The sequence below is a fragment of the Paenibacillus allorhizosphaerae genome, from assembly GCF_042659105.1.
Taxonomy (GTDB): domain Bacteria; phylum Bacillota; class Bacilli; order Paenibacillales; family NBRC-103111; genus Paenibacillus_G; species Paenibacillus_G allorhizosphaerae.
Genome location: NZ_JBHSRV010000009.1, coordinates 178,359 through 200,258 on the forward strand (window position 1 = coordinate 178,359; position 21,900 = coordinate 200,258).

Annotated in this window: 23 protein-coding genes and 1 riboswitch; of the genes, 4 read left to right on the top strand and 19 right to left on the bottom strand. The window is 52.3% G+C overall.

Annotation, left to right across the window (positions count from 1 at the left end; all coding sequences use genetic code 11):
* Positions 1–27: 27 nt before the first annotated feature.
* The 3 genes from ACFQI7_RS27125 to ACFQI7_RS27135 all read right to left on the bottom strand — a co-directional run bounded on the left by ACFQI7_RS27125 (position 28) and on the right by ACFQI7_RS27135 (position 3,183).
* Positions 28–657, bottom strand: a complete 630-nt coding sequence (locus ACFQI7_RS27125) for a cyclase family protein (protein ID WP_218100672.1) — start codon at positions 655–657, stop codon at positions 28–30.
* Positions 658–791: 134 nt separating this feature from the next.
* Positions 792–2,312, bottom strand: coding sequence for a glucose-6-phosphate dehydrogenase (zwf, locus tag ACFQI7_RS27130; protein WP_218100671.1), 1,521 nt, complete (start codon positions 2,310–2,312; stop codon positions 792–794).
* Between the two features lie 97 nt (positions 2,313–2,409).
* Positions 2,410–3,183 carry a YwmB family TATA-box binding protein gene (locus ACFQI7_RS27135; protein WP_218100670.1) on the bottom strand — a complete coding sequence of 258 codons (774 nt, stop codon included), beginning with the start codon at positions 3,181–3,183 and terminating at the stop codon, positions 2,410–2,412.
* Between the two features lie 170 nt (positions 3,184–3,353).
* Between ACFQI7_RS27135 and ACFQI7_RS27140 the strand changes: the two genes are divergently transcribed.
* Positions 3,354–3,689 carry a hypothetical protein gene (locus ACFQI7_RS27140; protein ID WP_218100669.1) on the top strand — a complete coding sequence of 112 codons (336 nt, stop codon included), beginning with the start codon at positions 3,354–3,356 and terminating at the stop codon, positions 3,687–3,689.
* Positions 3,690–3,812: 123 nt separating this feature from the next.
* Here the strand turns inward: ACFQI7_RS27140 and ACFQI7_RS27145 are convergent, their stop codons facing one another.
* The 11 genes from ACFQI7_RS27145 to ACFQI7_RS27195 all read right to left on the bottom strand — a co-directional run bounded on the left by ACFQI7_RS27145 (position 3,813) and on the right by ACFQI7_RS27195 (position 12,012).
* Entirely contained in the window at positions 3,813–4,256 is a 444-nt protein-coding gene (locus tag ACFQI7_RS27145; RefSeq protein ID WP_218100668.1) for a GNAT family N-acetyltransferase, read from the bottom strand.
* A 340-nt stretch (positions 4,257–4,596) separates the two neighbouring features.
* On the bottom strand, positions 4,597–4,863 hold the full coding sequence (locus ACFQI7_RS27150) for a hypothetical protein (RefSeq protein ID WP_218100667.1): 267 nt from the start codon (positions 4,861–4,863) through the stop codon (positions 4,597–4,599).
* Positions 4,864–4,871: 8 nt separating this feature from the next.
* The gene (locus tag ACFQI7_RS27155; RefSeq protein ID WP_218100666.1) at positions 4,872–6,461 is read right to left on the bottom strand and encodes a DUF4179 domain-containing protein; all 1,590 of its coding nucleotides are present in this window, start codon (positions 6,459–6,461) and stop codon (positions 4,872–4,874) included.
* The gene (locus tag ACFQI7_RS27160) at positions 6,439–7,011 is read right to left on the bottom strand and encodes an RNA polymerase sigma factor (RefSeq protein WP_218100665.1); all 573 of its coding nucleotides are present in this window, start codon (positions 7,009–7,011) and stop codon (positions 6,439–6,441) included. Before ACFQI7_RS27160 ends, ACFQI7_RS27155 begins: the two co-directional genes overlap by 23 nt.
* Before the next feature lie 179 nt (positions 7,012–7,190).
* Positions 7,191–7,838, bottom strand: a complete 648-nt coding sequence (locus ACFQI7_RS27165; protein WP_218100664.1) for a response regulator — start codon at positions 7,836–7,838, stop codon at positions 7,191–7,193.
* On the bottom strand, positions 7,819–8,895 hold the full coding sequence (locus ACFQI7_RS27170; protein ID WP_218100663.1) for a sensor histidine kinase: 1,077 nt from the start codon (positions 8,893–8,895) through the stop codon (positions 7,819–7,821). The genes ACFQI7_RS27165 and ACFQI7_RS27170 overlap by 20 nt, the downstream gene beginning before the upstream one ends.
* An 18-nt stretch (positions 8,896–8,913) precedes the next feature.
* Positions 8,914–9,564: a cell wall-active antibiotics response protein LiaF gene (liaF, locus tag ACFQI7_RS27175; protein WP_218100662.1), complete on the bottom strand. Its 651-nt coding sequence runs from the start codon at positions 9,562–9,564 to the stop codon at positions 8,914–8,916.
* A 173-nt stretch (positions 9,565–9,737) separates the two neighbouring features.
* Positions 9,738–10,439 (bottom strand): PspA/IM30 family protein, encoded by a 702-nt coding sequence (locus ACFQI7_RS27180; protein ID WP_218100661.1) that lies wholly within the window; start codon positions 10,437–10,439, stop codon positions 9,738–9,740.
* Positions 10,440–10,441: 2 nt separating this feature from the next.
* Positions 10,442–10,978, bottom strand: coding sequence for a PspC domain-containing protein (locus ACFQI7_RS27185; RefSeq protein WP_218100660.1), 537 nt, complete (start codon positions 10,976–10,978; stop codon positions 10,442–10,444).
* Positions 10,975–11,655: a PspA/IM30 family protein gene (locus tag ACFQI7_RS27190; RefSeq protein WP_218100659.1), complete on the bottom strand. Its 681-nt coding sequence runs from the start codon at positions 11,653–11,655 to the stop codon at positions 10,975–10,977. Before ACFQI7_RS27190 ends, ACFQI7_RS27185 begins: the two co-directional genes overlap by 4 nt.
* A gap of 48 nt (positions 11,656–11,703) precedes the next feature.
* A complete protein-coding gene (locus tag ACFQI7_RS27195) occupies positions 11,704–12,012 on the bottom strand; it encodes a LiaF transmembrane domain-containing protein (RefSeq protein ID WP_218100658.1) in 309 nt (102 codons plus the stop codon).
* 252 nt (positions 12,013–12,264) lie between these two features.
* On the opposite strand from ACFQI7_RS27195, the gene ACFQI7_RS27200 reads away from it, so the two are divergent.
* Positions 12,265–12,834 (top strand): hypothetical protein, encoded by a 570-nt coding sequence (locus ACFQI7_RS27200; RefSeq protein ID WP_218100657.1) that lies wholly within the window; start codon positions 12,265–12,267, stop codon positions 12,832–12,834.
* A gap of 104 nt (positions 12,835–12,938) precedes the next feature.
* On the opposite strand, the gene ACFQI7_RS27205 is transcribed toward ACFQI7_RS27200, so the two are convergent.
* The 3 genes from ACFQI7_RS27205 to ACFQI7_RS27215 form a co-directional block, all read right to left on the bottom strand.
* On the bottom strand, positions 12,939–13,844 hold the full coding sequence (locus ACFQI7_RS27205) for a copper amine oxidase N-terminal domain-containing protein (protein ID WP_218100656.1): 906 nt from the start codon (positions 13,842–13,844) through the stop codon (positions 12,939–12,941).
* Positions 13,845–13,939: 95 nt separating this feature from the next.
* Positions 13,940–15,829 carry a copper amine oxidase N-terminal domain-containing protein gene (locus ACFQI7_RS27210; protein ID WP_218100655.1) on the bottom strand — a complete coding sequence of 630 codons (1,890 nt, stop codon included), beginning with the start codon at positions 15,827–15,829 and terminating at the stop codon, positions 13,940–13,942.
* Between the two features lie 263 nt (positions 15,830–16,092).
* A riboswitch (cyclic di-GMP riboswitch) is annotated at positions 16,093–16,188 on the bottom strand.
* 204 nt (positions 16,189–16,392) lie between these two features.
* A complete protein-coding gene (locus ACFQI7_RS27215) occupies positions 16,393–17,607 on the bottom strand; it encodes a GNAT family N-acetyltransferase (RefSeq protein ID WP_218100654.1) in 1,215 nt (404 codons plus the stop codon).
* 434 nt (positions 17,608–18,041) lie between these two features.
* Here ACFQI7_RS27215 and ACFQI7_RS27220 point away from each other — a divergent pair, with 434 nt between their 5' ends.
* Together ACFQI7_RS27220 and ACFQI7_RS27225 are read left to right on the top strand one after the other, a co-directional pair.
* On the top strand, positions 18,042–19,244 hold the full coding sequence (locus ACFQI7_RS27220) for a C40 family peptidase (protein ID WP_218100653.1): 1,203 nt from the start codon (positions 18,042–18,044) through the stop codon (positions 19,242–19,244).
* A gap of 116 nt (positions 19,245–19,360) precedes the next feature.
* The gene (locus ACFQI7_RS27225) at positions 19,361–19,450 is read left to right on the top strand and encodes a YjcZ family sporulation protein (RefSeq protein ID WP_218100652.1); all 90 of its coding nucleotides are present in this window, start codon (positions 19,361–19,363) and stop codon (positions 19,448–19,450) included.
* Between the two features lie 85 nt (positions 19,451–19,535).
* Here the strand turns inward: ACFQI7_RS27225 and ACFQI7_RS27230 are convergent, their stop codons facing one another.
* Positions 19,536–20,810, bottom strand: coding sequence for a molybdopterin molybdotransferase MoeA (locus ACFQI7_RS27230; RefSeq protein WP_218100651.1), 1,275 nt, complete (start codon positions 20,808–20,810; stop codon positions 19,536–19,538).
* A 6-nt stretch (positions 20,811–20,816) separates the two neighbouring features.
* Positions 20,817–21,824, bottom strand: a complete 1,008-nt coding sequence (moaA, locus tag ACFQI7_RS27235) for a GTP 3',8-cyclase MoaA (RefSeq protein WP_218100650.1) — start codon at positions 21,822–21,824, stop codon at positions 20,817–20,819.
* Between the last annotated feature and the right edge of the window lie 76 nt (positions 21,825–21,900).

A 21,900-nucleotide genomic window follows, 5' to 3' on the forward strand; every position in this document is an offset into this window, starting at 1 on the left:
CAGCCCCTCTTCCTCGCTATTCATGTGTTACGATCCGAGCAAAAATGCCCGCGCCGGAGCCGCCTCGATGCCCTCAAGCTTGAGCGGTGCCAGTACGAAAAAGTAACTGCCCGCCGGAACGTCCTTGAGGCGCAGCCCTTCGAGAATGAGCACGTTGTTTCGCATCAGCGACCGGTGCGTCGGATATTCCGCCTGTGATCTTTCGATGCCAAGCGCGTCCGTCCCGACGCCCTTGATGCCGATTTCGGCCAAATACTGCGCGCCGTCCGCCCGCAGGAAGACGAAATCGACGTCGAAATTCGGACTCTCGTTGTCCGAATTGCGTGTTTTGAACAAAATCCATTCGCCTTTCTGAATGGCGAATGGCTCCAGGTCGCTCCGCGTAATCTCATGCGTCACATGCGTCAAATCGAGCACCCGCGCCGTACCGATCAAATCGCTCAGCGGGATCGACTCGATCGTCGCTCCGTTCTCCAGCATGTGCAGCGGCGCGTCGAGATGCGTTCCCGTATGCGCATCGAGACTGATACGCGATTCGTACGTCGTCCCGGTCTGGAAATTGCTCGTGTTGGCAAACGCCGGGCGCTTCGCGTCTTTGTCTTTCCACACTTGAATCGACGAATTGATCGTCATGGAGATGTCGTACAGCTTGAACATGCGGTTCCCTCCCAAGGGCATTGCGTTAGCAATGCCTGCATCGTAAGCATAAGCTTGAGCATTGCGTTAGCAATGCTTGCATCGTAAGCATATACTGGGCATTGCGTTAGCAATGCCTTACTTCGTAAGCATAGTCAGACCTGCGTAAACTCCCAAGCTACTTCGCCTTCATCCTGCCCATTGACCGGCCACCAGCGGAAGCCGTCCTCAGCCAGCAGCTGCGATCCGCGCTCCGGACCCCAAGTTCCTGCGCCGTATAGATGCAGATCTTCCGTGCGCTCGCCCCATGCGGAAGCAATTTTATCGACATATTTCCACGCCAAGGCCACTTCGTCCCAACGGGTAAAGTAGGTCGAGTCCCCGCGCGCCGCATCGTACAGCAGACGCTCGTAAGCTTCCGGCGTATTCAGCCCGACCTGGCAGCTCTGGCAAAAGTCCATCGCCACAGGGATGATGGCCCCTTCGGAGCCCGGCTGTTTGGCGTTCATTTTAAAGTAAATGCCTTCCATCGGATTGACGCGGAACACGAGCAAATTCGGCTCCAGCTTATGTTTGCGCGACAGGTAGACGTTGTTCGGCACGTTTTTGAACTCGACGACCACTTCGGTCGTTTTCACCGGCAGCCGCTTGCCGGTTCGGATATAGAACGGCACGCCTGCCCAGCGGAAATTATCGACGAACACGCGTGCGGCAAAATACGTTTCCGTCGTCGACTCCGGATTAACGGATTCTTCCTCGCGATACCCGGGAACCGGTTTGCCCTTCATCGTGCCGGAAATATATTGGCCGCGCACCGTATTGGCCCGCACTTCGGCAGCCGATTGGAAGCCGCGCAGCGAACGGAACACCTTCACCTTCTCGTCCCTGATGTCCTCCGGATGCATGCGGCTCGGCGGCTCCATAGCCATAACGGCAAGCATCTGCAGCATATGGTTTTGGCCCATGTCCCGAAGCGCGCCGGACCGGTCGTAATACCCGCCGCGGTCTTCCACGCCGACGGTTTCGCTAAGCGTAATTTGTATGTTGGATATGTACTTATGATTCCACAGCGGTTCGAAGAACGCATTGGCAAAACGCACGACATTGATATTCTGAACCATCTCTTTGCCAAGATAATGATCGATCCGATAAATATCGCTCTCGTCAAAAACTTGGCGGATTTCCGCATTCAGCTTCTCCGCCGACGGCAAATCGTAACCGAACGGCTTTTCGATGACAAGACGGTGCCAGCCACCGGCCTCAAGCATGCCGCCCGCCTGCAGATTGTGAGATACGCTGCCGAACAGTTCCGGTGCAAGCGCCAGGTAATACAACCGATTCCCGCCGATCTCGAACTTCGCGTCCAGCGTACCCGTCAACTCGCTCAACTGTCTGAATCCTTCTATGTTGTTGATATCGAGGGACATATATTCAAAATGCTCAGCAAACGAGGACCACTGCTCGTCCTTCGTTACGTTGTACCGCGCGAATTCCTGAATCGACTCGTACAGATCTTCACGGAACTGCTCGTTCGTCCGGGGGCGCCGGGCCAAGCCGATCACGGCAAACCGGTCGCCAAGCTTCCGTTCGCGGTACAGGGCGTAAAACGCGGGAAACAGCTTGCGCCGGGCCAAATCCCCGGTCGCTCCAAAAATTAAATATACGGCATTTGACATTGTATCATCATTCTTTCCTCATTTTTTGGTAATCACGTTGCCAAAGCTTTCCTTATGTCTAGTTATTTCTATAGCATAACGAAAAGCGCAGCGAGATTCAATACTCTGTCGTAATTACCGGCGTTCCGATCGTCAAGCGCCATGCTTTCGTAAGCGAATCCCGGTGTATCGCCGCTTGCAGATGAATGCGGTGTTCGCCGCTGTCCACCGATTGCTGCAGTACATCCGATGTGTAGGAGATGCTGACCGTGCCTGCATCCTCGTACCGCTCTACCGCTTTGGCTTCCAGCTGACCTTGAATATTCCGAAACGCTTCCTGCGCGCCCTCGGACGACTGCGTTTTCAGCATCCCTTGCGCAATAACGTTCCATACGCCTTCAAAATGAAGCTTCTCCATCTGCCGCTCCATCGCGTCTTGCATTGCGACCGCTTTCGCCGACAATTCCGCAGCGGGCACCTCGGAGCATTCCGTTTTCACAATGGCATAAGATTGTCCGGCGCCAAGAGCAGTGAGCAGCAGCGTTTGCACGCAGCCTTCCGCCGTTTGCCGCTCCTGACGGTATACAGGCTCCCCTTGCTGCTCCAGTAATGCGTCCAGTACCGGCATCTGAAGCGCCCGGCTCCACTCCTGCCCCAATCGAAGCAGCTCATCATCGTTCGCATACGGACGGTACGGACCGGTTTTCTTCAGCACAAGCTTTACGGGTGTTTGCTCCGACATACCCTGCTCCGCGGTCTGCAGCATCTTTACCGTATCGGAGGCAGCGCCGGACTCCGGCCTCGCCATGCCAGGCTCCGCTTGCAGAAGCCATAAACCGAGAATACCGAGCATCACCAGAAAGCTTGCCGTCTTTGCCGTTTTTGTCCGCACCCTGCCTCACTCCGTTTCCGAATCTATCAATCTATCAAACAGTATGCCCAGGCAGGCGGGGCTTATACCTAGAAAATGGGCGCGGCAAACCGGGACATTCGTCCAGACAACGGACGCGGCGGTGCATAGTCTGGAAGTAGAAAGCAAACTCTTGCGGAGGCGAATATGCGATGAAAGCAATCTACCCGATCAGTGCGGAGAAGTGCAGACCCTTTTACGGAAAGCCCGTATGTATTTTTCTTAAAGACGGCTCGGAAATATTCGGGACGTTAAGCCGCGTGGACGGACAAAAATTAATATTGAATGAGGGACCTGCGACGGCCGCGGCCAAAGCAAAGGCAAGCAAAACCGCTGTGCTTTCCAAAAAAGCGGCGTCACGAAAAGCAAGACCAGCAAATGAATCCGCCAGAACCTTTGGCCCCGGCGTGTTCCCCGGATTCCGTCCGTTCGGCGGCGCTATAGTGCTTGACCTGCCTATAGTCGCACGGGTATTTACCTTCACCTGATCTACCATCCATAGGGCATCAAACAGTATCTTTTTCACGAAACCCATCGTGCAAATATGAAATAAGCACCTCAAACGCATTGAAATTCAATGGTCGAGGTGCTTGTTTCTTTATGAAAATGCGCTAGCGCAATCGCTTTGACATCAAATAGCAGCGAAGACGCGGGTCGTATTGGACCGGCTCAAAGCCATGCCGCATGTAAAATCGCTGCGCCTGTCCGTTGACATCGTCCACCCACAGATGAATTTGACTGCAGCCGTGCAGCGCAGCCACCCGTTCCGCTTGCCGCATCAACCGGCTTCCGACGCCTTTGCCTTGATATTTTGGATCAACGGCTAGCATATCGATAAATACACTATCCTTCTCGGGCTTGAGCGATACGAATCCGACGGTCTGGCCTCCGGCCGCCGTGTCGACATACGTAGTGCAGTCGTTCAAACGCTTGCGAATGATGGGTAAATTCAAACGAAGCTCGGGCATCGTCTGTCTAGCATAAGGGAGCAGCAGCTTATCCACCAACTCGAATATAATGCCGTCGTCTTTTTTTTGAATTCTTTTACGAAGCATTCGGAGGACCGCCTTTCCTGCCGTTTCACGAAGTACTTTATCGTATGAAACGAAAGGACGGATGGTTCAGGCTGTCACTTCAAATATTTTTTGCCGACAAACGCCATGAATAAAATACAGACAATGATAACGATGGCGATCACGACCCATTGAACCCAGTTCATGACAGTACTCCTTTTGAGGGTGATAAGCAATCTTACTTCATCCTCCTGCGGGCTGTCAATCGAATCATCGTTTGCAGCAACCCGGACTACTATACCTTTGAACAAATATTGAACTTCCCGCTCTTCGATCACTGCAATTTTGAGTTTGTCCGTATCATATCAACGGTTTCCAGCGCTTATTTATCAAGCTTCACCTTCAGCGATTGCCGGACCGCCTCCGCCTTAACCGCGGCCTTGCGCTCCTTCTCCGGGAGCGTGTAAAAATCGCAGCGCGGATAAAGCGCAAGCAGCGTCCTCTCGGCGGCGAGTCGTGCGCCGTCTTCGTTCTGCAGCAAGTAATACGCGACCTGGTAGCAGTACACTTCGTGTTCCTTCAGCATATCCGCCTTTTCCCCAAATGCAAGCGTCCTTCGTCGTTCCCGTTTTTGCAGCGCGTAACCCATCGTCCGCTTCACTCCTTTTCCTTGATCTCGGCAGACCAATTGACGTTGGAATATGTTCGATCGATCACCTTGCGAACCAGCGTAAGGCGATCCGGTATTGTCCGTATTCCGGGAATCCGGAAGGCGTAATCTTTTCCGGCCGTTTCATTTTCCAGCACGATTTTCTCGCCAATGGAGGACGCACCCCGCATCTGAATTGCGTATTCGTTTCCTTGCAGATCACGCACAGTCCATTCGTCGCGGTGGAACTCGTTAACGAATTCGCCTTGTACCCGGAGGACGCCCTCGACGTCTTTGATGCGCGGATAATCCTGGTTGGCTTCAATTTCGAAGCCCGTAAGCCGCAACTCGTCGCCCGAGTCGCGAAACATAGCCGGATGCTCCCGGAGAGCCGCAGGGTTGAAATCAAGCGCGGCCCCGCTCCGCTCGGTTACGTAATAACCGTCCAGCACAAGCTTGTAATTTTCCCCCGGAGGCAAATACCGGAACGTATACGACATATGCATATGCCCTTTGCGGGCATCCGCCGTTTGCGTGGAGCTCATTAAACTGTCCTTATGCATACTTTTTCGGCTGTTCACGCTGTGAATTTCTTCGCCCGCATCATCCTCGAAGTGAAACCGCAATCCCTGCTGCTTCCACAGCTCCCCCGGCGAACGCGCCAATGCCTTGTTGCTCAGCTCCGTATCCAGCTCGAGCCGAACACCCTGCACCGTGCGGATCAACCGCTTCAGCCGGATTGTGATGCCATCCGGAGCCGTATATTCGCCGTGTAGCGGAATGACTTTCGTCTGGGCTTTCGCCTGCCGCAAATCGACCGTGAACGAAAAATCCCAGTTCCCTTCGACGTAAGGGATCTGCTGCATCTCATTGCCGAGCCGGCGAATCGTCCCCTCCACCGTTATATGATCGGCGGACGTCGGCTCCGGGAAATAACCGATCAGCATATAGAACGCACTGGTCATGCCGATATCGTGGAGCCGTCCGATCTCGCGGCCCTGGTCGTCCTTGACGACGATCCGGTTCGGCTCGCCGAGCCAAAGACGGTCATGCAGGCCCTTTCCATCCGGCCCGGACAGCTGCAAAGCCATCACAACGCGCGCCGGATCGGCTACCGCCTCGTTAATGCGGATCGTAAAGCCTTTATCCTTCACCGTCACATTCGGATTGCTGACAAGCCCAAGCTCCTGCGCTTTCAGCATCCCGTAATCTACCGTATCCCGGGAAAATAACGAGCGCACCAGATCGGCCAGCGTCGGACTCGAGTACGCGGCAAAAGCTCCGGCTACAAGCAATACGGAAGCGATAGCGGCGGCGCGTCTCCACCGAGGCAGCGGCTTGCGCGGCCGGATCGGGTCAGGGACGCTTGCCGGCAGCCCCATATCCAGCTTCGCCATCACGTCGGCCGTGAACGAAGCCGGCAGTTCGTCGGCGAACAACGCTTCGGCTGCGCGAGCCTGCTCATCCAGCTCCGCTTCGTACAGCGGTCCGCAATGCGCGCACGATTCGATATGCCGTGCGGCGGCTTCCCGCTGCTCCGCAGGCATCGGCAGATGCAATATGTAATCTTCGATCTCAGCGCTGCTTAAGCATCTCATGCGTCGCTCCCCCCTCTTCTTCCGTCATCACTTGCTTTAACCGCTTTTTCGCCCGGTGCAAATCGTTCTGCACTTTCGCAATCGGAACAGCCATAATGCCGCTAATTTCTTCATAGCTCAAATCGTTCGTGTACCGGAGCAGCAGCACCATCCGGTAATTTTCCGGGAGCCGCTTCAGCCGTTCCCGCAGCTCGCTGCGCCGCTCCGCTTGCAAATATATTTCTTCCGGGCTTTCCCCGGCGCTCGCTTCAGCCGCAACCGCCGCATCATCCGGCGGACGTTTCCTTTTCCAATGATCCCGCAGCCCGTTGGCCGCGATCGTATAGAGCCAAGAGGCGAAGCTTTTCGACGGGTCATGTCCGGCTAGCCCGCGATAAGCTTTAAGGAATGTCTCCTGAGCCAAATCTTGGGCATCCATCCCGTCGGCTCCCATGCCCCGCAGAAGGCCGTACACTTTATTTTTATAACGATGCACCAGCTCGGCAAAGGCTTCACGGTTTCCCCCCAGCGCTTCGGCGACAAGCTGCTCGTCACTTACAGGATCGTTCATCGAATATTCCGCCCCGTTCTCTGTCTATCTATCGTTATAGACGAACGAAACACCCCCAACCTTTCACCCTTCATAAAAACTTAAGAAATGGTTTTGATCGATGGATCGGCGGACGCAAAAAAATCCTTGCAGCCCCGGTTGTCACAACGGGAACTGCAAGGATTCGCAAATCCGATATATTACTCCGCCAATCCGTTCTTGAAAGCGTAGATCGCCGCCTGTGTGCGGTCCTCAACCCCTAGTTTGGCAAGAATGTTGGTGACGTGGAACTTGACCGTCTTTACGCCGATGAACAACTCGTCAGCCACATCCTGATTGGACTTGCCCGCTGCGATCAGCCGCAGCACCTCCATCTCGCGTTCGGTCAGCTCCTCATGCGGCTGAGCCGCTTGCTTCGGCTGGCGGAAGCGGTTCATCAGCTTGGAAGCGACCTGCGATTCCAGCACGGACTGTCCTTTCATCGCCGCGCGGATGGCTTGAGCAATCTCCCCGGCGCGCGACGTCTTGAGCAAGTAGCTGAACGCTCCCGCTTCGATGACGGGATATATTTTCTCGTCGTCGATAAAGCTCGTCAGCACGATCACCTTGCAATCCGGATGCTCCTGCAGCAGCCGCCGCGTCGTTTCGATGCCGTCCATTCCTTCCATGACCAGATCCATCAGCACGACATCGGGCCTGTACTCCAGCGCTAGCCGTATTCCTTCCTGTCCGCTGCTCGCCTCTCCCACCACTTCGATATCTTCCTCTGTGCTGAGAACGGCCGCAAGACCGATGCGCACCATCTCATGATCGTCCACGAGAAGTACGTTAATCGTTGTCTCCTCCAATGGAATCCCCTCCTTCCACCAATATCGGTATACGAATGTCGATTCGCGTTCCTTTGCCGGGCGCCGTTATCAAATTAAGAGATCCGCCGATTTCGTTGACCCGTTCTTTCATGGTCAGTATACCATAGGAAGCCTGCTTTTTCTCATCCATGTTGAAGCCTACCCCGTTATCCCGGATCATCAAGCGAACGGTTCCTTCCGAAGGTTTCGTCAGCCGCACCTCCAGCTTGGTTGCTTTGGAATGACGCAGCGCGTTCGACATCGCTTCCTGCGTAATCCGGAACAAGTGATCTTCGATGCCCTTGGGCAGTTTGATTTCTTCCGTCAGTTCCAGATCGATCTCCATCGGCACTTTGGCCGACAGCTCCTGGGTGAGCTCGACGAGCCCTTCCGACAATCGTTTGCCCTCCAGATGCACCGGACGCAAATGCAGCAGGAGCGCACGCATTTCGGACTGAGCGACCGACGCCATCTCCTCGATCAAGAAGATTTGGCGCTGCGCTTTATCAAAATCTTTATCCAGCGTCCGCCCGACCGCCGTCGCCGTCATCGAGATCGCAAACAGTTGCTGGCTTACCGCATCATGGAGCTCCCGCGCAAGCCGCTGCCGTTCTTCGACGATGGCCGAATATTTGGCCTTTTGCGCCAGCTGCGCATTGTTATTGGACAGCCGCTGCAGCGAGGATACCTGCTCCTCCCATTTTTTCGTAATGCTGTTGAGCTGCTCGCCGAGGCGCCCGATTTCGTCTTCGCCCAGCGGCGGCACGGAGCGGCTCAAGTTGCCTTTTTCAAGCGACAGCATCACTTCGCGGATTTGTTCGAGTCTTCGCTTCATCCGACTGCTGTACCAGAGACCGAAAGAACCGCCGATCGCCGCGACGATCACGATGAGCGTCAAACTGAGCCTTACTCCCACTTGCCAAGATTCGAATGGCCTTAAATAACCGCTGGACTGCAGGAAGTAGACCACAACGCCAAACAAAACAAGGCTGAGCCCGATGGACTCGCCCATGCTTCGCCATATTAAATTGGTTAGACGCTTGTCAGTACCTTCCATTCTTAAAGTCCTCCGGCATTAAACGATTTTTATATCAATATCGGCTACCACGTACGATATTTCCAGCTTCACCTGGCGTTCCGCCGTCCAATAGTTCGGCGACTGCCATACCATCTTGTTCAGCACCCCTGCTTCTTTATCGAAACCGATGCTCGTTTGTCCGAACAGCACCGAAGCCGTTACCGTTAAACCCATATCTTCCGGCACGATCAAATCAATATCCGCAATGACGCCCTGCAACACGATCGTCGTTTCCTTCTGCTCCGGAATTGCATATGTGAAGTCCATCTGCAGTTCGCCAAGCACGTTCCATATGGACATATTTCGTAAAATCCAGGGCTCTTTCCCCCAGCGGATGCTTTCGATCAAACTTTGCTTGCGAACGTGTCTGTCGTCCCGGTGCATTTTGCGCGATTTGTTATAGAAAATGCCGAGCGAGATCAAGATCACCGCGATGATTAACGGAAGATTGCCGCCTACGAGGAGCAGCAAGCCCACAATCATCATCAAATAGCCTTTCCGTTCCGAACCGGATCGAACCTTATGGACGCCGATCAGCAGTAAAAAAAGAGCGACAACGGTGAAAAAGCTCAGGTGATTGTCCGCTAGCATAAACACACCGGCCCCGATCAACACCAGCGCTATGTTGCGGTTCCGTTTGCTATTCATCCGTGTCACCCCTTTCGTAAGTCTGGTTGAGTTTGTTTACGCAAAAGGCCATAGCGGGCGATAACGGCCTCCTATGGCTTTTTGCCTTACATAGCATATCATAACTGTTGTTCCGGCTCCACTAGTTTATTGGCGGCGCCTTCTTAGCTGCAATGTCTATTCAAGCAAACCGCTTATTGTCCTTGCTCGCTCGTCAATTTTTCCTTCAACAGCTGGATTTGATCGTCGATCTTTTGCTGTTTGGCTGGATCCGTTTGCGCCGACGTGCCGCCGTAGACAGAGCCGACATAAGCGGAGCCTACGTAAGGCTTGCGCGCAATTTCCGCTTCGACTTCCAACGATAATATTTTTTCTTCCATGCGGCGGAATCCTTTGACCGCGCTGCCGCCATCAATTACGTTGTTCGCCGTCACTTCGGCCATTTGTTTCTTTGCTTTCGCAAGTTGAGCGCGGGTTACCAGCTCATTGCGCTTATTGCGCATTTGATAGAACGAATCTTTCATTTCATGCAGCTGTTGTACAAGCTCTGCCGCTTGCGACTTGGATTGCTCGTGCATTTCCGTATATTCGGCAATTTTGCCTTCATGATACAGCTTTTGCTCCAAAGCCTGGCGCGCCGTTTGCTCTTGCCCGTTCTTCAACGCTTCTTTCGCTTGCCCTTCATAGTGGGCCGTCAATCGAACCGATTCTTCCAGACGCTCTTTCAGCTTGCGCTCACTCGCGATTTGACGGGCTACCGTTACTTCCGCCTGAGCGATTTCTTCTTCCATGTCGCGGAGGTATTGATTCAGCATAACGATCGGGTCTTCCACCTTGTCGAGCAGCTCGTGCAGCGAAGCTTTCGTCATATCCTTAATTCTAGAAAATACTCCCATGATTAAACATCTCCTTTAGTAGATTGTTGTTGTTTTTCGTATTTCGCGACTTTGGCGCGAAGCTCTTCGATTTCTTTCCACATCGCTTTTTTCTCGATGTCCTTCATCATATCGTCCAGGTTGCTGCCGTTATCGGCCTGCGGACCTGTTTGATGCGTATAGCCAGCTTCATATTCGTTACGTTCGTGCGGCGGAGCCCATCCGTATTTGCTCGCTTTGCGGTAATATTTCTCGGCGCGTCTCCAGTCTCTCCAGCTGCCGTACTGCTGTCCCGATTGGTGACCCCATTTGGAGCCGCAGCCGCTGTGAGCATGTCCCCCGAAGCCCGGCTCCGGACCGTAAGGTCCGCCGTGCCACGGCTCGCTCGGTATGACCAGCGTCGCCAGGAAATACAGGGGAATCATGATCCCGCCGGAAAAGAACGTCGTTACCACAACGATCAAACGCAGCAGCGTTGCGTCCATCCCGAGCGTTTCGGCCAGGCCTCCACACAAGCCGGTTATTTTGCGGTCGGTTCGGGAACGGTATATTCTGGTCATGGCCTTCTCCAGCCTTCCTCTTCCAATTTGGAGCGAAGCTTCGCCATTTCTTTCTCAAGCGCGCTGCTCGCCGCCGTGCCAGCTGCGGACCACGCTTCGCGAAGATGCCCTCTTACTTCTCTCAAGGTACGGGCCGTCATCTCCATATCGGATACGCGTTCTTCCAGCCGGTCGAATACCCGGGGAGAAGGCGCTCCGCCCATCGAACGGAGTCTTTCGTTCATGCGCTGCTGCAGTCTGACCGACTCCAGTCTGGCGATGTAGTAGCTGCGCTTCGAAGCGATTTCGTCGAAATCGATCCGCAGTTGCTGCAGCTGCTCCTCCAGTTCGACAATGCCGAGCTTGCTTTGCTCATACAGCGCTTTGTACTGCACCGCTTTTTCTTCCTGCTGCATCTTTTCCTGCAGAGCGATGCGCGCCACCTCCTCTTCCCCCGCCTTTAGCGCAAGCATGGCTTGCTGCTCCCGGCGTTCCTTCAGCTGTTCCGCCGAGCTGTATTGCTGGCGAAGCGATGCTGCGTGGGACAGGCACTGCTGCAGCAGCCTTTCGGACTCGCGAATCTGTTCGGATTGCGCGGCCAAATATTTATCGATCATACGTACCGGATCTTCGGCATTCTCCAACATTTCATTAAAGGTTGCTACCGTTATGTCGCGGAATCGTTTGCCTAGACTCATGCTCTCTTCAACCACCTTTGCTTAAGATTTTGCTCGATTGCTCGTTGTTTACAAGAACGATCTATTGCGAAGCATGGAGATTCCGAATACGATCAGCCCGACCGCAATCGCGATCCCGATTAATCCGGACAGTTTCCCCAGCAGAATTAGACCGCCGATGACAATCAGCACCCAACCGATCGTTCTTCTTCCATTAACGAGCCCCAAATACCCGAGGCCTACCATTGCCGCCGGGAATAACCACCCCGCGATGTGACCGAATAGATGCCCTGTATGCACGCCCAACTTGTTCAAGAGGATCAAGCCGCCGAAGAAAATCAACAGAACCGCCAGTCCCTTGTGTCGATTCATTTTCATTGTATGTAGTCACCGCCTTTCGCTTAGTTATCGTTTGTTCATGTCTTCATTTTAGGCCCAATCGCGCTTTTACAAAACGGACCTGCGGCGGTTTTTCGAACTGGACCTAAGTCTAGTAGCCCCTAGCCTATGGGCAAGAAGCGCGAGAAAGCCGTGTCCAATCCTGCGCAAAAGCGCCCTTCCACCCCGGTGCATGCGACGTTGAAAGAAGGCTATACTAAGGTAACATTACCTCTCGAAGGATGGTGCCTTATGAAAAGTACGCTGTCGCTGCGGCGTTTGCCGGTATGGATGCGCCTCTTTGCTGCATTAAGCCTGATTGCTGTCGTTGCTTTGCCTGTACCTGCCTTCGCTTTTGTTTCGCCCGACCAAAAACCGGCTGCGGAACAAGCCGAAAAACCCGTACTCATCTATGATGTCAGACAGGAGAAAGTCGTCGGAGCGATTCCGAATTCTGCGGCTATACGCCAGGAAGCGGAAGGCTGGCTGAAGCAGGCCAAAACGATTTCGCCAAAAGCGAAAATCGGCTACGATACCGGGATTATTATCCGCATTCCGTTCGAACCGGCGCTGTCCGTCTCGCAGGCGGGGCTGTCGTTTCAGTGCAGGGATTTATTCCTCATCATACCGTCCGAAAAAAAACAAAATCCCCAGCTGCTGGCGTTCAGCACTGAGGATCAAACGTATATATATGAAGGAAACTTAAAAACGATCAAGCCGTTTCTGGAAAAATACGATCTGATGCACTGGCTGCTGGCACGACCGAAGAAGGAGCCGAATCCGGCGCCGGATACGCGGCTTAGTGATTCCGTGAAACCTTAGGGGTACACTTTCCCTGTGACGGTAACAAATTAAAACAAAGGAGCCGCGTCGCTCCTTTGTTTTAATCAACGGATTCCAATGAAAGATCGAAATTGCTCTCTTTCCTACTTGCACTTGATATATAGAGTTATCGATTTATTGGATTTATAATTATCAAGCGTTAACATGACACTCACGGTTCGTGTGTCCCAGTACGTAGTAAAACGGACATGATTCAGAGCTACCGCCTGTTCCCACTGGCCTTTATCCTTCCGATATAAGTCATTGTTCCATTTTGCAGACTCGAAATCGGAAGGTCCGTAATGCTCGGTAAGCATATCTTTTATATGATCATATTCGTTAACATAAGATATATGTTTTATATATTTTTCAGAAATTGTGTACATTGCGCTCTGCAATTGGTTATCTTTAAAATCATACGACAACAACGTTTTTTGTCCGTTAATACTTCGCTCAAATAATAGACCGCTTTGGTCTTGGTAAATAAAGTGGGATTTCTCTTGTTTCCTAACTTCCTCTTTTGTCATTTCTTTATTTATGTCTAAATTTAGGTCTTTCACGAAACTCTCGGCAATCGGCCTTGTTATAAAAACAGTTGAGCTTTTTTCATCCCAAGTGACGTTGCTGCCGGTGGATTCGCCTATAAAACGCAAGGGAACAAATGTATAACCATTGATTATGCAAGCAGCGGCATCTAGCTTCCTTTTTTCACCATTGACCGTCGCTTCCGCTTCCCCAATCGTAAGCTGAATGTTTATATCTTTTGTTTTTCCCGTAACGGTTTCAGTTTCACGATCCCATTCAACTTCTAAGCCTAATGATTTGAAAATAGGGGCGACTTGGACTAAAGTAGTCCCACCCGCGATTTGCGGTTTTTCATCAAACGTGATCTTAGTTCCATCCAGATAAAGTATAATTCCCGGATCCGATTGTTCCGCAAACGCGGTAGGTAAGATAATAAAAAATACTAGATTTACGGTTAATAAAACAGATAACAGTTTTTTGAACATATTTATCTCATTCCTTTGCTCGTCGTTTTAAGTTACCGCTCGAATCGAACTTTCTCCATTCTTTAAATCCATCGAAAAAGGATTTTCCGTGATCCTTACTTTTCATGTTCATGTTCATGTTCCTCCTGAAATATCGTTTCGCGTTGAAAAAGATCCGCGTCCTCCAGTTTCCACTGTCCGTCCGGGGTCCGCTTGACTTGATACCAGTGATTCTGAACTTGTTCGCGTATTTCTTCAAAATTGTAGCTCCGATCCCGTTGAATCGTGTTCACGATGATCGTATCTTCACTACTTTCAACGGCGGTCATCGATTGAATATCGCTCATCCATTGCTTTCGTTTAAAAAACGGGGCCAGTGCTGGCACACGCTCATTAATCGATTGGCTTGAGTCGCTTAAATCAGCCGTTGCTTTAAAATCATCGCCTTGTTCTACATGCTTCATGAAACGAACGACAGCCTGTTTCGCCAATTGGTCAGGGGAACCGATTCGCACTTCCCGGTTCATACCATCCCACTCCACTTGAAGCTTCAATGCCTCGCCTACAAATCGTAGCGGAACGTATGTCGTACCGTTGATGATTTCCGGAGCAGCGGATAACACCGTACGCTCTCCATTGACTGTCACCTCGGTTTGACCCAACTCCAGCCGAATATCCATCCCCTCTTTCGACCCTTGGATCGTTCGGGTAGTCTCGTTCCAGTCCACGTGCAACCCAAGCTTCTCAAACACCGGCCTAAAAGGCACCATCGTCGTACCGTTCATCAGCAGCGGTTGTTGTTCAAACGATACGGATTCGCCATTGACCGACACCCCGATACTTCGCTTCCCAATGCGGAACATTCCGATCTCACCGGTTCTCCCAAGTAACCCGCCGTCCGGCGTCACCGCAAGTTCGCTTGAGGTCAGGCTCTTGTTATTGCGAATTAAACGGAACAATTCGTTCCCCTGAGCATCCAACCCGTAGATATTGCCGCCGAAATCGGTAAAATATACGTCTCCGTTTTCGTTACAAACGATATTCGTGGGATATCCGTACTGTGAATCGGGAGTAAAATATGTCCACAATATATTCCCTTCCTGATCCTTGGCGACCAGAGCATTGTCCTCCGATGTGTTCGAATAGCTTCTACCGGACCATACAACGGTACGCACTGTCTGTTTCGGTCTTGGGGGCCGGTTTTCAATCTCAGCTCTAAACTCCTCTTCGGTCAAACGCTTGTCCCCTTGCCAATACAATCCGTCTTCGCCTTGCAGCATGATGTAATTTGTTCCGCCAATTTTTATAGTTTTTTGGACAGCCTTAACGGCAGACACCCGTTGTCCTTTCGAATCGATCGTGATATATTGCCCTTCCCGAGTCAACAGCGTTACCATACCGCCGGCTTTAAGTTCAAAACTCATTACATTAGTAAAAATTTGTCCCAGCTTGTCCTTGCTGATTTTGATCTCGTCTCTGTAAGTCCATTGTTTATGTCCATATAAATCGTAACTTACAATACCTTCCAAGGTCAAAAGAACAATCCGGTTATGGTCATTAATCGAAAATAAAAAATTATCATTCGGGTTGATTAACGTAATATCCAGAAGCGTCTGACCATCCCGATTCAAAAGAAGCACATGATCGGATTTTGCCGGTATTTCGTCTTTTCCGATCACGTGAACAGTCGATTTCGTGACTTGCGCCCGAACGATGATATTGCCATTATTGGTTAACCACATGCTTACGATCTCATTTTTCAGTGGCACCGACATCCACTTGAGTTCATTATTCGGACCGATCGCATGAATGATATTGCTGTAATCATAGTAGTAGAACGTTCCGTTTCCATCCGAAAGCAAATTTCTTTGCCCGGCGGCATTCCCTCGATTCATCCACTTCCACTCGTATTCGCCGTTGGAGCGGAAGACTGGCTGCTGTTTCACCGACGCACCTCCCGCATGATACAGCTGCATGGGCAGCACCTGATCCGATTCAGAAGTCAAGCGAGTGCCTGCCCCCTCCGCACTTGCAGGGACTGCACCGCTAGTCAAAACCATTGCTATTAAGCCAAATATACCGAGCCTTCGAAACCATCGTATTTCCATCGTTCCCATTTCACGCTCCTCGCTTTAGTGCATAGCATCCTTTGATCGTTTGCGGATCTAGTCCCTCTGGCAAAAACAAGTCGGTATGCTTATCGTAGTTGCTGTACGTGAGGTTCACGGATAATTGTTGCTAAAAATAAGCAGCAAAAAAACAAGCCAATCCTGGCAACCCGGCTACCGTACCCCAGATACGATTCTTGGAGTTTAGGCCCGTGGCTTTGCGTCCCACCCTTTCGAGAGGTTTGCCGTTGTTTCAGTTCACTTGTTCTCTGACAGTCCTATATCATAGGTATGTAGACCTATGAATTCGACACATTGAAACAATATCCTGCTTCAATTGGCAAAATATTTCATATAGTTTGTTCTAAACAGAAAAATAAATATCAGGAAACTAGTAAACAAAAAACCCCCGGCATCTGGATGCAGATCGAGCGAGGGTTAAAACATAATTATGTCGCCGCTTAAAAGAAGTCCGGCAAATACGTTTGCCGGCAAGGAATCAGCCGTTCTAACGCGTCGAGCGCATCCTCTTGCCCCTGCAGTCTGCCGATTTCATGCAGGAACGCCGGCCTTTGGTAGCTCAGCATCATCGCCGTCAGCGTCTGAATGTCGCAGCTGAGCACAGGATGTTCCCCAGTCTCCGGTCCCCCCGTTTCTACTTTGGCGGTTCCGGATTCATCGATTTTCAACAGAAACGTGCCGTTGTTCCATGCCGCTTGGGCATCATTGATTTCCAAACGTACGCAGTCTTCCACTCCGGAGACGAAAGGATATTTCTCCAAAAATCCGGAGACATCCACGATTCGCGCCATGAAATACGGTACCAGCTCTTGTTTGATCCGCGGATTATCCAATAAGAACGGCAGCCGGTCATCCGCAGGCGCGTTCAGCTTCAACTTATCGATCATTGAGTCGTGATCGGCCAGAAAACGCCATAAGGCGAGCCGGGCTCCGTGATGCAGCGCTACAAGCTCATGCACCGTGCATACCCGGTCCTTCACCTGATAATGCACGTAGCCGCCCGGCTGTCCCGCTTCATCGTAATAAACGGCAATCTCTCCCTGTCTCCTACCGAATATGCGGTCCTTCCACCATTTCTCGCTTCGAACCAAACTGCCGTTATACCGGGAGGCATAGGCTTCATACAACGGATTCAGCAAGCCTGCGTCTGGCGATGAACGAACGATCCGGCCCGGTTGCGGTGACAGTTTCGGCATAAGCGCGGTGGGGATTTCATATGTTTTGTACTCTGCGTATGTCTCCCAGCCGAATCTCCGGTAAAAGCCGAATTGAAACGGATGCAGGAACGAAACCGTTTGTCCCTTGTCCCGCATGGAGTGCAGCGCATTATCGAGCAGCCTCTTGACCAGACCGCCGCGCCGGTATTCGGGCCATGTCGCCACACTGGCAATGCCGCCCATGTCGAACGCTTTTCCCTGGATCCACGTCTTCAGATCCAAAATGTTCATAGCCGCGGCAAGCCGGTCTTCCACATAGGCACCCAAAAGCTCGTAATCGCGCATATCCAATTTACGACGCTCAATATCTTCCGGAGTGTACGTCATCTGAAAAGCGAACGACCAAAGATTTAATGTATCCGGAAAATGCTCCTCCGGAATCGGCCTGATTTCTACGGATGCCGCCTCGTTCACTTCTTGTTGCTGCAAATGGCTCATGGCCGTTCCCCCCTCCATCCTCATCAGTTTCTTCGTCGATTGTACCAAAGCGGCGTAAAAATTACCACGCGCGACCATCGAAACGGCCTTAGCGCAAAACGAATCCTTAAGTAACATTTCACTTATTCTCAAGGGGCGAAATCAATTCACTCGCAGTCTTTATGTCCGTGTCCTGAGACTCATATTGCGTCAAAACATCAAATCAACAAGATCCCATTGTACTTGCTTCTAATAGATTACAACATAAATATAATTCCGTGGTATCTGGATTATTTAACAATTAAATTAATAGGGATATTTTTTAGTACTTAGGGCATGCATCCATTATTTATTCATCCGGGATTACCCATATTTTCCCACTCTTTCTTGATTCGTCCGTATGCTATCATTATCGGTAGAAAGGTAGATTTATCAACAACAGGAGGCTTCCGCCAATGAAAAAAAAGCTTATCGCACTCGTGATGAGCGCCGCTGTATCGCTAGCGGTCATTCCATATCATGCATTTGCCTTTTCCTACGACACCGAAAAAGTGAAGGTGATCCAATCCGTCAACTTCCGCGAGCAGCCCTCCACCTCCGGCGCACGCATCCGTTTTTTGCAGGCGGGTGAAATGCTGGATATCGTCAGTACTTATAATGACAATTGGCTCCAAGTCAAAGATGCCTCCGGCCAAGTCGGATATGTCTCCTCTTCGCCAACTTACATTCAGCTGACGAATGTCAAGGTTCCGGCCGAGCCGAACGGAGAGATCATCAAGTCCGTTTCATTCCGAACCGGGCCGTCCACGGACGCCTCCCGCATTCGATATATCCAAGACGGCGAGCGCATCCTTATATTGGAGAAAGTAAACGCCTACTGGTACAAAGTGCAAGATAAAAACGACGTCGTCGGCTATGTCAGTACGAGCTCCGAATACATAAGCACCATGTTCGAGGATCCGCAGGAGCAGGAAGAACCGCTCTTTCAATCGCCTCCGAACGCGACCATCGTCAGCTCCGTATCGTTCCGGACCGGCACGTCCACGGATGCCGACAGAATTCGCTACTTGCAAAAAGGCGAGCAAGTGCTCGTGCTCAATAAGGCGAACGATTTCTGGTACAACGTTCAAGATCGCAACGGTGTCATCGGCTATGTCAGCACAAGCTCTCAATACATAACGACAACATACGTCGAACCTTATAAGCAGCTCGATCCGGCGGTTGCCGCGAAAAAAGTGATCGATGCGGGCATGATCTATTTGGGCGTGCCGTATGAGTTCGGCTCGAGCCGCAACGATACGAGCACCTTTGACTGCTCCGATTTCGTACGGCAAGCGTATATGGACGGAATAAAGCAGCTGCTGCCGGGCGATTCACGCAGTCAGGGCGCTTATGTCAAGTCGGTCGGTAAAACGAAAAACGACTGGCGTCAGCTGCAAAAAGGAGATCTACTGTTCTTTATGAGCTACAAAGGTTACGATGCGTCAAACTACGCCAACATCGACAAATCGAAAGAAACGATTACGCACGTTGGTATTTATCTCGGAGACGGCAAAATACTGCATACGTACTCGGCTGCTTCCGGCGGCGTTCGGATTGACAACATCGCGGGTTCCCAGTGGGAACATCGCTTCCTTTACGGAGGGTCCACCTATTGATTTCCGTCTCGTGACAGGAGACATGTGTATTTTTTACTGCAAACCGGGCTATCGTCCAATCCGCAGCAGTCACTCGCTCATATAATTTAACAGATCTTCTGAAAGGGGGATGTTACATGAGCGCAGTTGGCGGTTTTACAACTACAGGTGTGATTCTGGTTCTCTTCATTCTGCTGGTAATCGTTTCCCGTGCATTTGTCATCTAATGGCAACGAAAATCCCCCGACAGGCGTTGGACGCCCGTCGGGGGTATTTTTTTGCTCTATGTGATTGGAGCCGGCGCAATTGTTTTTATTTCTCCATCAGGCTGATCGTGGTTACAAGAGCGCCTGCCTGGGCTCCTTGTCCGCCTGCGGGAATCAAGATCAAACAATCCGCATCTTTGATCGAGATCATAATGCTTGATTGGTCCCGCCCGGCCGGTTTGACCTTTACCATCCCCTGCTCCACCCGGCTCGTTCCTCGCACATAGCGCGGATACGCGGATCCTTTGCGGTAATCCGCGTCCAAGCAGGCCGAACTGATCTGCGGCAGCGGATCGGAGGAGCCCAGAGCCGCGCGCAGATACGGTCTCGCAAGCAGCTCGAAGCCTACATACGATGCGCCGGGATTGCCCGATAGGGCGAACAGCGGCTTTCCCTGCCAACAGCCGAAGGATGTCGGGCTGCCGGGGCGCATCTCAATTTTGTTGAAATGAAGCTCGCCGTCCCACTGGGCGAACAACTCGACGAGCACGTCTTTGTCGCCGACCGATACGCCGCCCGTCGTAATAAGCACATCCGCCCACTCCAAGGCTTCGGCCAACGCCGACTGCACCTTCCCCGGATCATCGGGAAGAGCCGGCATGATCGTCGGCTCTCCTCCCGCGTCCGTCACCTGACAGGCAAGCATATAGCTGTTGCTGTTGCGGATGAGACCGGGCCGAAGCGACGCTTCTACCGGTAAAAGCTCGAATCCGGTGGAGAATATAGCCACCTTCGGTTTCTTGAATACCGGTACGTGGCTGTAGCCGAACGTCGCCAATATCGCAGCCTCGCCCGGCCCGATCTTACGGCCACCAGGAAGCAGTGTCTCCCCCTCGGCCACTTCCTGGCCGATCGGGCTAATATTTTCCCCCGGCATCATCGCTCGGAGCACTCCGACGCTTGCCGCAGCATCCGATTCTTCCGTGCGCTCATCCCGCTCTAGCCGATCGGTCATTTCCAGCATGACGACGGCATCCGCTCCTTCCGGCACGACGGCTCCCGTCATAATTCGGGCGGCTTGGCCGCGGCCCAGCGAATGCTGCGGCATGACGCCGCACGGAATCGTCTCCGTTACTTCGAAACGCACCGGGGTTCGACCGGAAGCTCCAGCCGTATCTTCCGCATGCAGAGCGTAGCCGTCCACTCCCGACCGGCGAAAATGCGGTACCGGATGATCGGCACGTATCTCTTCAGCGAGCCGCCGGCCCGCCGCTTCCGTGAGCGGCACCCGTTCCTTTTCCATGCGACGGACGAAGCGAAGGACACGCGCTTGCGCTTCCTCCAGACGAATCGTCTCCCGTCCGAACTTCAAGTTGCCCACGCAAGCTTATCCCCCAATCTGTGACATCCGTCGTACGGTCGGCGTATGGCTTTGGCTTTCGTTAAGCAGCGCTTTGGCCATTTCGTGGCTTTCCGGTTTAACGTCAAGCGCGCGGAAAAACAATTCCGCTAACGCCCGGTCATCACCGATATATTTTCTCACGTTGAATTCGTCAGACCAATACAGGCATGGCTTAATGTTCCCGTCCGCTGTAAGCCTCAGCCGGTTGCACGTCTCGCAGAAATGGTCGCTGACCGGATGAATGAGGCCAAACGTGCCGGCGGCCCCTGCAATCCGGTAATTTTGCGAAGGGCCGTTCCCCCGCAATCCCTGCTCGTAAGCTTCCACCGTCCATCCCCGCTGCTCGCACCGTTCCAACACTGTCGAGAGAGGAATATATTTCGTCTTCCAACCGTTATCGTCGTGACCGATCGGCATATATTCGATAAACCGGACATTGAGCTTACGCTCCAGGGTTAGCTGCAAAAAATCGTCAATCTCGTCGTCGTTCAAACCTTTCATCAGCACGACGTTCAGCTTGATCGGATCGAGACCGACGCGGACCGCTTCCTCGATCGACGCAAGCACACGGGTAATATCGCCGCCCCTTGTAATGAGCGAGAACCGGTCGGGACGCAGCGAGTCGAGACTGATGTTGATCCGGGTCAACCCGGCACTGCGCAGCTTCTCGGCGCGCGAGGCAAAGTATATCCCGTTCGTCGTGAGAGCGATATCTTCGATGCCCGGAATCACGCTAAGCATGCCGACCAGCTGCTCCAGATTTTTCCGCACAAGCGGCTCCCCGCCGGTCAGGCGCAGCTTGCGTACTCCGAAACCTGCCAGAACGCGCACGACCTCGGCAATCTCGTCGAACCGAAGCAACCGCTCCTCCGGCTCAAACTCCATGCCCTCCTCCGGCATACAGTACACACAGCGAAGGTTGCACCGGTCCGTTACCGATATTCGCAAATAATCGTGAATGCGCCCGAATCGGTCCGTTAACGATTGCGTCATCCCGCTTCCCCTCCCATTCGCTTCGAAGTTTTACAAGGTTTAATTATAATCTATTATGTCATAAAAGCTGACGAAT